This is a genomic window from Bradyrhizobium sp. BRP23 (assembly GCF_020194135.1).
GTDB lineage: Bacteria > Pseudomonadota > Alphaproteobacteria > Rhizobiales > Xanthobacteraceae > Bradyrhizobium > Bradyrhizobium yuanmingense.
The window spans coordinates 49,130-62,016 of the sequence record NZ_JADYVW010000010.1; the positions used below are offsets into that span (position 1 = coordinate 49,130).

The 12,887-nt window shown below is 66.2% G+C and carries 13 protein-coding genes; 9 read left to right on the plus strand and 4 right to left on the minus strand.

What is annotated here, in order from left to right:
* Positions 1-4 precede the first annotated feature (4 nt).
* The 5 genes from I6F24_RS25520 (at position 5) to I6F24_RS25540 (ending at position 2,940) form a co-directional block, all read left to right on the plus strand.
* Positions 5-184, plus strand: a complete 180-nt coding sequence (locus tag I6F24_RS25520; RefSeq protein ID WP_036001861.1) for a DUF4089 domain-containing protein — start codon at positions 5-7, stop codon at positions 182-184.
* A gap of 4 nt (positions 185-188) precedes the next feature.
* Positions 189-1,583: an AtzE family amidohydrolase gene (locus tag I6F24_RS25525; protein ID WP_225152043.1), complete on the plus strand. Its 1,395-nt coding sequence runs from the start codon at positions 189-191 to the stop codon at positions 1,581-1,583.
* A gap of 1 nt (position 1,584) precedes the next feature.
* Positions 1,585-1,980 carry an oxalurate catabolism protein HpxZ gene (hpxZ, locus tag I6F24_RS25530; RefSeq protein ID WP_036020310.1) on the plus strand — a complete coding sequence of 132 codons (396 nt, stop codon included), beginning with the start codon at positions 1,585-1,587 and terminating at the stop codon, positions 1,978-1,980.
* Positions 1,977-2,699: a GntR family transcriptional regulator gene (locus I6F24_RS25535; RefSeq protein ID WP_025033634.1), complete on the plus strand. Its 723-nt coding sequence runs from the start codon at positions 1,977-1,979 to the stop codon at positions 2,697-2,699. The genes hpxZ and I6F24_RS25535 overlap by 4 nt, the downstream gene beginning before the upstream one ends.
* Before the next feature lie 100 nt (positions 2,700-2,799).
* Positions 2,800-2,940 carry a hypothetical protein gene (locus tag I6F24_RS25540; protein ID WP_225141173.1) on the plus strand — a complete coding sequence of 47 codons (141 nt, stop codon included), beginning with the start codon at positions 2,800-2,802 and terminating at the stop codon, positions 2,938-2,940.
* Positions 2,941-3,030: 90 nt separating this feature from the next.
* Here the strand turns inward: I6F24_RS25540 and atzF are convergent, their stop codons facing one another.
* Both atzF and I6F24_RS25550 read right to left on the minus strand, forming a co-directional pair.
* Positions 3,031-4,839 carry an allophanate hydrolase gene (atzF, locus tag I6F24_RS25545; protein ID WP_225141171.1) on the minus strand — a complete coding sequence of 603 codons (1,809 nt, stop codon included), beginning with the start codon at positions 4,837-4,839 and terminating at the stop codon, positions 3,031-3,033.
* A 185-nt stretch (positions 4,840-5,024) separates the two neighbouring features.
* Positions 5,025-5,531 (minus strand): MarR family winged helix-turn-helix transcriptional regulator, encoded by a 507-nt coding sequence (locus I6F24_RS25550; protein WP_225152045.1) that lies wholly within the window; start codon positions 5,529-5,531, stop codon positions 5,025-5,027.
* 152 nt (positions 5,532-5,683) lie between these two features.
* Between I6F24_RS25550 and I6F24_RS25555 the strand changes: the two genes are divergently transcribed.
* Complete coding sequence (locus tag I6F24_RS25555; RefSeq protein ID WP_109142161.1) at positions 5,684-7,531, plus strand: feruloyl-CoA synthase; 1,848 nt, start codon at positions 5,684-5,686, stop codon at positions 7,529-7,531.
* Positions 7,532-7,871: 340 nt separating this feature from the next.
* On the opposite strand, the gene I6F24_RS25560 is transcribed toward I6F24_RS25555, so the two are convergent.
* The gene (locus I6F24_RS25560) at positions 7,872-8,378 is read right to left on the minus strand and encodes a MarR family transcriptional regulator (RefSeq protein WP_036001836.1); all 507 of its coding nucleotides are present in this window, start codon (positions 8,376-8,378) and stop codon (positions 7,872-7,874) included.
* An 83-nt stretch (positions 8,379-8,461) separates the two neighbouring features.
* On the opposite strand from I6F24_RS25560, the gene I6F24_RS25565 reads away from it, so the two are divergent.
* Genes I6F24_RS25565 through I6F24_RS25575 form a run of 3 tightly spaced genes read left to right on the plus strand, consistent with a single transcriptional unit; the run spans position 8,462 to position 11,265 of the window.
* Complete coding sequence (locus I6F24_RS25565; protein ID WP_225152047.1) at positions 8,462-9,670, plus strand: cytochrome P450; 1,209 nt, start codon at positions 8,462-8,464, stop codon at positions 9,668-9,670.
* Between the two features lie 11 nt (positions 9,671-9,681).
* Entirely contained in the window at positions 9,682-10,005 is a 324-nt protein-coding gene (locus I6F24_RS25570; protein WP_036001831.1) for a 2Fe-2S iron-sulfur cluster-binding protein, read from the plus strand.
* A gap of 48 nt (positions 10,006-10,053) precedes the next feature.
* Entirely contained in the window at positions 10,054-11,265 is a 1,212-nt protein-coding gene (locus I6F24_RS25575) for an ABC transporter substrate-binding protein (RefSeq protein ID WP_036001888.1), read from the plus strand.
* A gap of 217 nt (positions 11,266-11,482) precedes the next feature.
* On the opposite strand, the gene I6F24_RS25580 is transcribed toward I6F24_RS25575, so the two are convergent.
* Positions 11,483-12,745, minus strand: a complete 1,263-nt coding sequence (locus I6F24_RS25580) for an NAD(P)/FAD-dependent oxidoreductase (protein ID WP_036001827.1) — start codon at positions 12,743-12,745, stop codon at positions 11,483-11,485.
* Positions 12,746-12,887 lie beyond the last annotated feature (142 nt).

Sequence of the window (12,887 nt, forward strand, 5' to 3'; positions counted from 1 at the left end):
CGTGATGGCCGAACCCCTGGACGACTATATCGACGCCGTATCGAAGGCGCTGGCGCTGCCGATCGAGGAGGCCTGGCGGCCTGCCGTTCGCGCCAACCTCGAGGTCTCGCTGCGGCTTGGCCGTCTGGTCGACGAATTCGCGCTGCCGGACGAGACCGAGCCGGCGCCGATCTTCACGGCCTGACGCCATGTCTGCCAAGCCAGAGATGACGGCCTCCGAGATCGCAAGTGCGGTTGCGGGGCGCAAGATGTCCGCGCTCGATGCCACCGAAGCCGCGCTCGCGCGCATCGAGCGGCATGACGGCATCCTCAATTCCTTCACCGACGTCACCGCCGAACGCGCCCGCGCGAAAGCGCGCGCGATCGATGCCGACATCGCTGCGGGCAGGACAATCGGTCCGCTCGCCGGCGTACCCTTCGCGGTCAAGAACCTGTTCGATGTCGCGGGCCTGCCAACGCGCGCCGGCTCGAAGATCAACCGGGACCTAGCGCCCGCCAAGCGCGATGCGACGCTGATCGAGCGGATGGAGGCGGCCGGCGCCGTTCTCGTCGGTGCGCTCAACATGGGCGAATACGCCTACGATTTCACGGGCGAGAACATCCACGACGGTCCCTCGCGCAATCCGCACGACACCACGCGGATGAGCGGCGGCTCCTCCGGCGGCTCGGGCAGCGCCGTCGGCGGCGCGCTGGTGCCGATCGCGCTCGGCTCCGACACCAACGGCTCGATCCGCGTGCCGTCGTCCTTCTGCGGCATCTTCGGCCTGAAGCCGACCTATGGCCGGCTGTCACGCGCGCGCTCCTTCCCGTTCGTGGCGAGCCTCGATCATCTCGGCCCGTTCGCGCGCTCCGTCGCCGATCTCGCGCTCGCCTATGACGCGATGCAGGGTCCGGATGCCGACGACGGCGCCTGCACCACGGGCGGGCCAGAGCCCGTCACGCCGCGGCTCGATGAGTCCATCTCCGGCCTGCGCGTTGCGATCGCCGGCGGACACTTCCAGAAGAACGTGTTTCCGGAAGCGGTCGAAGCCGTCAGCCGCGTCGCCCAGGCGCTGGGCGCGACGCAAGTGGTGGATGTTCCCGAAGCATCGCGCGCCCGTGCGGCGGCTTACGTCATCACCACCACCGAAGGCGCTTCGCTCCATCTCGATCGCCTGCGCAAGCGCCCTGGCGATTTCGACCCGGCGGTGCGCGACCGGCTGATCGCGGGCGCCATGGTGCCGGCCTCGCTGGTCGACCGCGCGCAAAAATTCCGCCGCTGGTATCGCGCGCAGCTTGCCGAGATCTTTCGATCGGTCGACGTGCTGCTGGCGCCGGCGACGCCCTGCACCGCGCCGAAGCTCGGACAGGTCAATTTCAATCTCGACGGCGTCGAGCTGCCGGTGCGCGCCAATATCGGAATCCACACCCAGCCGATCTCCTTCATCGGCCTGCCGGTGGTCGCGGTCCCCGTGCCGCTCGAGCCGCTGCCGATCGGCGTGCAGATCATTTGTGCGCCCTGGCGCGAGGACATCGCGCTGCGCGTCGCGCACGCATTGGAGAAGGTGGGCGTCGTCGCTGCGCCCGCGCCGAGAGGGTTCTAAGATGCAGATCGATCTCCCCGACGTGATCGCGGAAGTCAAAGCCGCGTTCGAGCGCTATGAGCAAGCCCTCGTCAGCAACGACGTCGCCGTGCTCGGCGAGCTCTTCCGCAACGATCCGCGCACCTTGCGCTACGGCATCGGCGAGAACCTCTATGGCTACGAGGCAATCTCCGGTTTCCGCGCCGGCCGTTCGCCGGTCGGGCTGAACCGCCGCACCGCCAAAACCGTGATCACCAGCTATGGCCGCGACACGGCCGTGGCGTCCACCTTGTTCTATCGCGATACGGCTCCCGGCAAGGTCGGCCGGCAGATGCAGACGTGGATACGTTTCCCGGAGGGCTGGCGCGTCGTTGCCGCTCATGTCAGCCTCATCGAGGAGCCGAAAGAGACCGTATGACGCTTGATGATCTTCCGCAGGGCGCATTGCCGGCCGAGCCGGTGGTGCCGCGCGTTGACCGTGCATCGCCGTCGCTGCTGAAGGTCACGCGCGCCGAGGAGCTGCGGCTGCAGCTTGCCGACGAGATCGTGCGGGGAACGCTGGCGCCGGGCTCGCCGCTGGACGAGACCGACATCGCGCGGCGCTTCAACGTCTCGCGCACGCCGGTGCGCGAGGCGCTGCGCCAGCTGGTGGCGAGCGGCCTCGTCGAGGCGCGGCCGCATCGCGGCGCCGTGGTGGCGCGGCCATCCGTCGAGCGGCTGAAAGGCATGTTCGAGGCGATGGCGGAGCTCGAGGCCTTGTGCGCCGGTCTTGCCGCCGAACGCATGTCGGCGGCGGAGCGTCACGGCCTGGAGGCCGTCCACGAGGAGCTGCGGGTGCTGAGCTACACCGGCAATCCCGAGCGCTTCCACGAGGTCAACGAGCGCTTCCACAACGCGATCTACGCCGGCTCGCAGAACGGCTACATCGCCGAGATCACGCTCGCGACCCGCGTCCGCGTGCAGCCGTTCCGCCGCGCCCAGTTCCGCAACCTCGGCCGCCTCGCCAAGTCGCAGGCCGAGCACGACCGCGTCGTCGTCGCCATCATGCGCGGCGACAAGCAGGGTGCCGCCGCCGCCATGCGTGCGCACATCGAGCTGGTGCGCGGGGAGTATGAGATCTACGCGGTGTCGGTGTGAGTTGCGTGTTCACCACGAGGTGAAGGAGAGGCGTCGGTTCTCAGGAACCCGGCTTTGCACCGATCGTTTCCTCCCATCGATCCGATAAGGAGAAAACACCATGGCCTCCTCCGAGAAAGATCCGCGCCATCACACCCAGAAGATGAAGCAGCGTCTACAGGAGACGGTGACGCATCTGCGCGAAGACATCCGCAAGGTCGACGAGCCCCAGCTCACCGCGATGTTCGAAACGTCCGCATAGGTGCTGTCCGGCCTCGTCAAGGCGTTCGACGATTACGACAAGAAGAACGAAGCCGCCTGGCGCAAGTCGGCGTGAGGCCGCGGTCGCTGTCTACGCCGTCGTAGCTTCAGCCATAAACTTGCGCCAGCCGCCATAGGCGGTGATGTCGCGAGCTTCGCCCAGCACTTCCGGCTCGACCAAAAATCCCTTCACGCTGCGGCCGTCGGCGAGCCTGATCGTGCCGATCGCCATGGGCGCGGGAATCGCGTTGACGAACTTGCCGAAGGCGGAGGACGACAGCGACCAGATCTCCAGCTCGATCGCAGCGCCTTTGCTGGCCTCAACGCGCAGCATGCCCGGCTTCGGCGGCGTCGTCTTGAGCGCATAGAGCTTGTAGTCGGGCGCGGTCTTCGTCGCCTCGATCAGCTTTCCGTTCAGCGCCGTCAGCTCGCCGTTCAGCGCCATGCCAGTGAGATGCGCGCCGACCACCGCAATCGGGATTTCATCGCCATTGCTTGCGGGCAGTGGCGCGAGCGGGGCCTGTGCCACACCTTTCGCGCCGACCGTCAGTTTGGTATCGGCATGGAACACCCGGCCGATGCTCGCGAGCAGCGCGTCGCGCCCTGCGGGCGCCAGCAGCGTGATGCCGAACGGGATGCCGTCGCTGCGCATCGCAGCCGGCACGGCGAGGCCGCAGAGGTCGAGCAGGTTGACGAAATTGGTGTAGGTGCCGAGCCGGCTGTTGAGCTCGATCGGATTGGCCAGCACCTGCGCGGTCGTATAGGCCGTCGGCGCCGTCGGCAGCACCAGCGCGTCGATGTTGGCGAACGTGCGCTCGGCGATCTTGCGCAGGCCCTGCAGGCGATAGAGCGCCGAGAAGGTTTCCGCCGCGGTCAGCCGCGCGCCGGCCGCGGTGATCTCCCGCGTGACGGGGTGGATCGTGTCTGGCGCGGACGCCAGCAGGTTCTTGATCACGAGGTAACGCTCGGCGACCCAGGGGCCCTCATAGAGCAGCCGCGCCGTCTCGTAGAACGGCTCGAGGTCGAACTCGACCAGCTTTGCCCCGAGCGCGGTCCATCGCTTCAGCGCATCGTTGTAGGCGGCTTCCGCTTTCTTGTCGCCGAAGAAGATCAGCTGGCCGTTGCGCGGCACACCCAAGCGCAGGTTTGCCGGCATCGGCGTGATCGCGCCGAACGGCCGGTCGCGCGAGAATGGATCGGCCTGGTCGGGGCCGGCCATCACCGACAGCGCGAGCGCGGCATCGGCCACCGTCAGTGCGAACACCGAGATGCAGTCGAGCGTGCGGCAGGCCGGTACCAGGCCTGCGGTGGAGATCATGCCGAGGCTCGGCTTCAGCCCGACGATGTTATTCAGCATCGCCGGCACGCGGCCCGAGCCGGCGGTATCCGTGCCGAGCGACAACGGCACGAGCCCGGCGCCGACCGCAGTGGCCGAGCCCGAGCTCGAGCCGCCGGGAATGAGATCCTCGCGGATCGAATTCCGGGGAATGCCGTAGGGCGAGCGGACGCCGACGAGGCCGGTCGCGAACTGGTCGAGATTGGTCTTGCCGATGATGATCGCCCCCGCTGCGCGCAGGCGCTCGACGGCGGTCGAGTCGTGCGTGGGCGTGTAGGAGAAAGCCGGGCAGGCCGCTGTAGTCGGAAAGCCGAGCGCGTCGATATTGTCCTTCACCGCGACCGGCACGCCGTAAAGCGGCAGGCTGGCAGCATCCGCCCGGGCCGCGAGCTTCTCCGCTTCCGCGATCGCGTCCTTCTCGTCGCGCAGGCTGATGAACACGGCAGGATCGTCGTGATCACGGATGCGCCGATAGGTCCGCGCGACGGTCTCTGCCGGCGTCAGCGTCCCCGCGCGGTGCGCGGCCACAATCGCGGCGATCGTTTCAGGCTGCTCGGCCCCCATGGCGGCAAAACTCCGGCAATTCGTCTTCGCCCGGAGTTAAGCAAGCGATGTGCCATTGTGTACAGAATCCGGGCAGGATGATCGTGCCGGATCTTATCGTGCGATCAGTGGCTTGGGGGACATTTCGGCTGGCGCCCGGCCGGTCGCCTCAGTGACCTATCTGCCCAAATCATAGGCAGTCGGGATCAGGTGAAGCCGGAGAGGATCCGGAGCAGCTGTGCCCGGTTCTCCTTGCCGATCTTCGCCTCGACGTGCCGCTCGTGCTCGGCCGCGAGCCGCTTGAATTTCGTCAGCGCCGTCTCGCCCTGCGCGGTGAGGTGCAGCGCATGCGAGCGCCGGTCCTGCTTCGACTTGATCCGCTTCACCAGCTTGCGCTGCTCGAGGCTGTCGAGCAGGTGCACCAGCCGGGCGCGCTCGATGCCGAGGCGTTTTGCCACCGCCATCTGCGACAGGCCCGGATTGGCGCCGATCACGGTCAGCACCGAATATTGCGTCGGCCTGATGTCGACCTCGCCGAGCGTCTTGATGAAGTCCTGAAAGATCCAGATCTGGAAGCGCCGCACTGCATAGCCGGCGTGGCCGACCAGCGCGTCGAGGCCGACGTCGTCCGCACCATCGCGTGGTGCTGCGCCGTTGCCGGCGCGCTTGCGCGGGGCGTGGCGGCCGTCGGCCCGGGATGCTGTGGCTGTCACGTCGTGTCTCCTGTCGCGCAACCCTAGCGCCCTTGGACCCGGAGCGAAAGATTGTTGTTGACGACAACAATTGGCGTGCCCAACATTATAGGCCAAAGCAGCCCGGAACGAGGCCGCGGTCGATCCTGTAACCGGGATGGAGGAGGAAACACATGACAGTCGCCTCACATGGTGACGTTGCAGGCCTGTTCGCAACGCCAAGGACCGTCGCAGAGCATCGGCCCGACGGCAGCATCGTTCTGCGCTCGCCCGAGCCTCTCGGCGAGACTGCGCGCTGCACCGGCGATTGGCTGGAGCAATGGGCGCAGCAAAGGCCGGATGCGATCTTCCTGGCCGAGCGCGGCAACGTCGAAATGCCCTGGACCACCGTCACCTATGCGCAGGCGCTGCGGAAGGTGCGCGCCGCCGCGTCCTGGATCCTGGCGCAAGGGCTCAGCGCGGACCGCCCCGTCGCGATCCTCTCGGACAACAGCATCGATCATGCGCTGCTCGCGCTCGCCGCCCAGCATGTCGGCGTGCCCTTGGCGGCGATCTCGCCGGCCTATTCGCTGATGTCGAAAGATTTCGACAAGCTCAAGAGCATGATTGCGCTGCTCGATCCGGGCGCGATCTACGTCTCTGCGCTCCAGCCGTTCGCGCCAGCGCTGGCCGCCATCAAGCCGTTGCACAGCGCACACATCATCAGCGGCAATGCCGATGACGTCGACGCGCTCGCGTTCCACGCCATTGCGGCAACGCCCGAGACGCCTGACGTCGCAAGAGCCTTTGCGGCACTCACGCCTGATACGATCGCGAAATTCCTGTTCACCTCGGGCTCGACCGGCACGCCGAAAGCCGTCATCAACACCCAGCGCATGCTGACGTCGAGCCAGCAAGCCAAGGCGCAGACCTGGACCTTCCTCGAACGGAGCCGCGATCTCGTCATTCTCGATTGGCTGCCCTGGAGCCACACCTTCGGCGCCAACCACAATTTCAACCTCGTGCTGCGCAACGGCGGCGCGCTCTACATCGATGGCGGCAAGCCCGCGCCCGGTCTGTTCGCGACCTCGCTCGCCAACCTCAGAAGCGTGATGCCGACGGTCTATTTCAACGTGCCGCGGGGCTTCGACATGCTGATCGCCGCGCTGCGCAGCAACGAGGAATTGCGCCGCCGCTTTTTCGGCGAGGTGAAATTCGCCTTCTATGCCGGCGCGGCATTGCCGCAGAATCTATGGGATGCGCTCGAAGAGCTCTCGCTCGAGACGGTCGGCCGCAAGCTGCCGATGGTCTCGGCCTGGGGCTCGACGGAAACCTCACCGCTCGCCACGGACTGTCATTTTCTCGCCGAGCGCTCCGGCAACATCGGCGTGCCCATTCCCGGCACCGAGCTGAAGCTCGTCACCTCCGGCGACAAGCTGGAGGTGCGGGTGCGTGGCCCCAACGTCACGCCCGGCTATTGGAAGGCACCCGAGCTGACCAGGCAAGCGTTCGACGAGGAGGGCTTTTACTTGATCGGCGACGCGGTGAAGCTTGCCGATAGCGCGCGGCCCGAGCGCGGCCTGTTCTTCGACGGTCGCGTTGCCGAAGACTTCAAGCTCAATTCCGGCACCTGGGTCAGCGTCGGCGGCTTGCGCGTTGCCGGCATCGCCGCGCTGGCGCCGCTGGCTCAGGACATCGTCGTCGCCGGTCACGGCGGTGACGAGGTGCGTTTCCTGGTGTTCCCGAATATTGCGGCTTGCCGCGCCCATGCCGGTCTGCCCGAAACGGCGGCGGCCAGCGACGTGCTGGCGCACGACAAGGTCCGCAGCGCCATCGCGCAGGGTTTGGCGAAGCTGAAACAGCAGAGCGCCAACTCCTCCGGTCACGCCACCCGCGCGCTGCTGCTCGCCGAGCCACCGTCGGTCGACGGCGGCGAGATCACCGACAAGGGCTACATCAACCAGCGCGCCGTGCTGACGCGCCGCGCCGATGCGGTAGCGCGGCTGAACGATGATGCGTCGGGTGAGTGGATCGGATTGTAAAGGCCGAGTTAGCGACGCCACATTCCGCTGTCATTCCGGGGCGCGCCTCTTGGCGCGAGCCCGGAATCCATTTCACCGTAGGGGTGGTGCACGATGGATTCCGGGTTCGGGCTACGCGCGCCCCGGCGAGTGGGATACGCCAACAACCCTGTCGCAATATCCTGCCGATTCTTTTGTTGCCTAAGCAACTAATCTGTGCGAACCGTTCCAGACAGAGATGACGGCGGGCGAACCGCCGCGTTCTTTTCTGGAGGAAGCAATGCGCGGCAGAAGGGGTGCCGTCGGCAAATGCCGGCGCATGATCGGGAGTGACGGGAGCTTGCGCGCCGCGCGCGACCCGTCAGGTGTCGACGCTGCCGGTGACTGCGCCGAGATTTTCGTGCAGCCGGCGCAAGAGATCGATCAGCACCTCGCGTTCGTCCTTGCTGAGGCAGGACAACAGCCGTCGCTCGCGTTCGAACGCAGCGACGATCACCTTGTCATGGGTGGCGCGGCCCCTTGCCGTCAACGAGATCGAGTGGGTGCGGCCGTCGTTCGGGTCGGTGCGGATCGACACCAGCCCGCGCTTTTCGAGGCCGGCAAGCGTCCGGCTCACCGGCCCCTTGTCGAAGCCGATGACGTGGCAGATGCGCGAGGCCGGGATGCCGGGTTCGATCGCCAACAGCGACATGATCCGCCATTCGGTGACGTTGACACCGAACTCGCGCTGATAGAACGCGGTCGCGCTGTTCGAGAGCTTGTTGGCGATGAAGGTGATGAACGCCGGGACGTAACGGTCGAGATCGAGCGTCGGCCCTGCATCATGGGGCGCGGGCTTGTGGCGGGCTTTGGTCGAGGACGGCGGCATATCGGGTTTCTGACTCGCGGCGGGCCCAAAGACCTAAGGGCATGCGTCGTCCTTTCACAAGATCAAAATGAGGGAGGTCTTCCATGACCGCATCCGGCTGCGCGGGATCGGGTGTCCCGCATGTCGACGTCGACCCCTTCGACATGAGCTTTTTTGCCGACCCCTATCCGGCGCATGAGCTGCTGCGGGAAGCCGGCCCCGTGGTCTATCTCGACAAGTGGAACGTCTATGGCGTGGCGCGCTATGCCGAGGTCCACGCTGTGCTGAACGATCCCGCAACCTTCTGCTCCAGCCGCGGCGTCGGCCTTTCCGACTTCAAGAAGGAGGCGCCGTGGCGACCGCCGAGCCTGATCCTCGAGGCCGATCCGCCGGCGCACACCCGCACCCGCGCCGTCCTGTCAAAATTGTTGTCGCCGACCGTGATGAAGCAGGTTCGTGACCGCTTTGCCGAGGCGGCCGAGGCGCGTGTCGATGCCCTGCTGCAGATGCGCAGCTTCGATGCGATCGCGGATCTCGCCGAGGCCTATCCTCTGTCGATCTTTCCGGATGCGCTGGGCCTGAAACCGGAAGGGCGCGAGCATCTGATTCCCTACGCAAGCGTGGTATTCAACGCGTTCGGCCCACCCAACCAGTTGCGCCAGCAGGCGATCGAACGATCGGCGCCGCATCAGGCCTATGTCGCCGAGCAGTGCCAGCGCGAGAATCTGGCGCCCGGCGGCTTCGGCGCCTGCATCCATGCACAGGTCGACGAGGGCGCCATCACGGCCGCCGAAGCGCCGCTGCTGGTGCGTTCGCTGCTGTCGGCCGGACTCGACACCACGGTCAACGGCATTGGCGCCGCCGTCTATTGTCTCGCGCGCTTCCCCGATCAGTGGCAGCGCCTGCGCGAGGATCTTTCACTCGCCCGTGGGGCTTTCGAGGAGGCGGTTCGCTTCGAGAGCCCGGTGCAGACCTTCTTCCGCACCACCACCCGTGAGGTCGAGATCTCCGGTGCGCGAATCGGTGAGGGCGAGAAGGTGCTGATGTTCCTTGCCGCAGCCAATCGCGATCCAAGGCGCTGGGACGACCCCGACCGCTACGACATCACCCGCCGCACCTCCGGCCATGTCGGCTTCGGCTCCGGCATCCACATGTGCGTCGGCCAGCTCGTCGCCCGCTTGGAAGGCGAAGTGATGCTGACCGCGCTGGCCCGGCGCATCGCAAAGCTCGAGATCACGGGCGAGCCGAAGCGCCGTTTCAACAACACGCTGCGCGGGCTCGACAGCCTGCCTGTGACGATCACCCCGGCCTGACGAGGAGCTTGATGCCTGCCATTACCTTCATCCATCCCGACGGCAAGTCCGATCGCGTCGAGACCGCAGGCGGCGAGAGCGTCATGCAGGCCGCGACCCGTCACGGCCTCGACGGCATTCTGGCCGAATGCGGCGGCAACGCGATGTGCGCGACCTGCCATGTCTATGTCGACGAGAGCTGGCTCGCGCGCCTGCCAGCGATGGCCGACGACGAGGATGCGCTGCTCGATGGCACCGCCGCTGAGCGGCGACCGACGAGCCGACTGTCCTGTCAGATCACGATCACGCCCGATCTCGATGGGCTCGTCCTGAAGTTGCCAGAGCGGCAGGTCTGATCTGCCAAGCCGTCGGATCTTCGCAAAATATCAAACAGGGAGGGAATGATGAAACATCTGAAGTGGACGCTCGCGCTGGCTGCGAGCTTGGTGACCGGCGCGGCCAATGCCGAAATATCGGACAACGTCGTGCGCATCGGCGTGCTCAACGACATCTCCGGCATCTTCCAGGACACCAATGGCATGGGCTCGGTCGAGGCCGCGCGGATGGCGGCGGAGGATTTCAACGGCGGCGGCAAGGGCATCAAGGTCGAGATCGTCTATGCCGATCACCAGAACAAAGCCGATGTCGGCAACGCCATCGCGCGCAAATGGCTCGACGTCGAAGGCGTCGACGCCATCGTCGACGTGCCGAACTCGGCCGTCGGTCTTTCCATCAACGCGCTTCTGCGCGACAGCCGCATGACCTTCCTGGCGTCCTCGACCGCAAGCTCGGACCTCACCGGCAAGGCCTGCTCGCCCAACACGATCCAATGGGTCAACGACGCCTGGGCGACCGGCAACACCACCGCAGCCGCCATGGTGTCGCGCGGCGGCAAGGATTGGTATTTCCTCACGGTCGATTACGCGCTCGGCAAGGGCATCGAGGCGGAGGCGCAGAAATACATCGAGGGTCACGGCGGCAAGGTGATCGGCTCGTCCAAGCATCCGCTCGGCACCTCCGATTTCGCGTCCTTCCTGCTGCAGGCGCAAAGCTCGAAGGCGCAGGTCATCGGGCTCGCCAATGCAGGCGGCGACACCATCAACGCGGTGAAACAGGCCGCCGAATTCGGCATCCAGCAGAGTGGGCAGAAGCTCGTCGCCTTCCTGCTCTTCATCAACGACGTTCACGGCATGGGCATCAAAGTCGCGCAGGGCCTCCAGCTCATGGAAGCCTTCTACTGGGACATGAACGATGATACCCGCGCGTTCGCCAAGCGTTTTGCTGCACGGCCCGGCATGAACGGCAAGATGCCGAGCGGCAATCAGGCCGGAGTCTATGCTTCCACGCTCGCTTATCTCAACGCCGTCGCCGCCACCGGCAGCGACAATGCCAAGCAGGTCGTGCCCGAGATGAAGAAGTTCAAGGGCAAGGACAAGCTGTTCGGCGACACCGCGATCCGTCAGGACGGTCGCGTCGTGCATCCGATGTACCTGTTCGAGGTGAAGAAGCCGGAGGAGTCGAAATATCCGTACGATTATTACAAGCTGGTCGCGACGATTCCCGCAGACCAGGCGTTCCGCCCGCTGGCGGAAGGCGGGTGCGAGCTGGTGAAGTAGGAGCGGCGAGCGCGCAATTGCACCCTCTCCCCTTGTGGGAGAGGGTGGCTTCGCGAAGCGAAGCCGGGTGAGGGGTCTCTCTCCTCACGAACAATCGCGAGAGTTGAGAGAACCCCTCATCCGGCGCCGTAGCCGAAGCTCTGCTTCGGCGTTCTTAAGAACGGCGGCCGAAGGCCGCCTATGCCACCTTCTCCCACAAGGGGAGAAGGAAGTAAGACTACACCACCTTGCTCGACCCCTGCGTGATCAACCGCGCTGCGCGCTGGTCTCGCGCGTAGATCCACAGCCAGCTCAGCGCGACGCTGAGGCGGTGGCGCAGGCCGATCAGGAAGTAGATGTGGGCGATGCCCCAGATCCACCACGCGATGGTGCCGCGCAGCTTGATCTTGCCGAAATCGATGATTGCGAGCCGCTTGCCGATCTGCGCGAGGTTACCGGAATGCTTATAGCGGAACGGACCCGCTGCAGCGCCGCGCAGGCGCGCTTTGATGGTCTCCGCGACGTGACGGCCCTGCTGCTTGGCGGCCGGCGCGATGCCGGGCACCGGCTTGCCGTCCCAGGCGTTGATGCTGACGGTATCCCCGATCGCGAAGATCTCGGGATGGCCTGATATGGTGAGGTCGGCCTCGACCAGCACGCGCCCGGCGCGATCGTGCGCTGCGCCGAGCCATTCGGCAGCGGGCGAGGCGCGCACGCCGGCGGCCCAGATCCGTGTCTTGGCCTCGAGCAGTTTGCCGCCGAACACGACGCCCTCGCGATTGATCTCGGTGACGGCCTGCCCGAGCACGACCTCGACGCCGATCTTTTCCAGCGAGGCCTGCGCATAGGCTGATAGCTCGTCGGGAAAGCCGGCGAGCACGCGCTGGCCGGCCTCGATCAGCACGACACGGGCCTTGTGCGTGTCGATGTTGCGGAAATCGGCGGGCAGGGTGTGATGCGCCATCTCGGCGATGGTGCCGGCGAGCTCGACGCCGGTCGGGCCGGCGCCGACGATCACGAAGGTCAGCCGTGCCGCGCGCCGCTTTGGATCGATCTCGCGCTCGGCGCGCTCGAACGCCACCAGGATGTGCCGGCGCAAGGTGGTCGCATCCTCCAGCGTCTTCAGGCCGGGCGCGAACTGCTCCCATTCATCGTGGCCGAAATAGGCGTGCCGCGCGCCCGTGGCCAGCACCAGCGTGTCGTAGGGCACCTCGCTGCCGTCGTCGATCAGCACGCAGCGTCGTTCGGCATCGACGCCGCTCACGGTGGCGAACAGCGTCGTCACCTCGCGCCGGTCGCGCATGAGATGACGGATCGGCCAGGCGATCTCGCTGGTTGCGAGCGAGGCGGTCGCGACCTGGTAGAGCAGGGGCTGGAACAGATGATGATTGCGGCGGTCGATCAGCGTGATCTCGACGGGAGCGCCCGCAAGCCGGTAAGTCGCCTCCAGCCCGCCGAAGCCGGCGCCGACGATGACGACGCGATGGGGATTTGCGGCCATGATTTAACCCTCGAATCTCGCTGCTGCTCGCCTTCATTTAAGTGCGGATTGGGCGCCGCGGTCCAATAGAGGTCATCAATCGTCGCATAGGCCTGATGTATCGATCCGGCGCGAAAAGCGCCGCAGCCTCCCGGACCGGCCC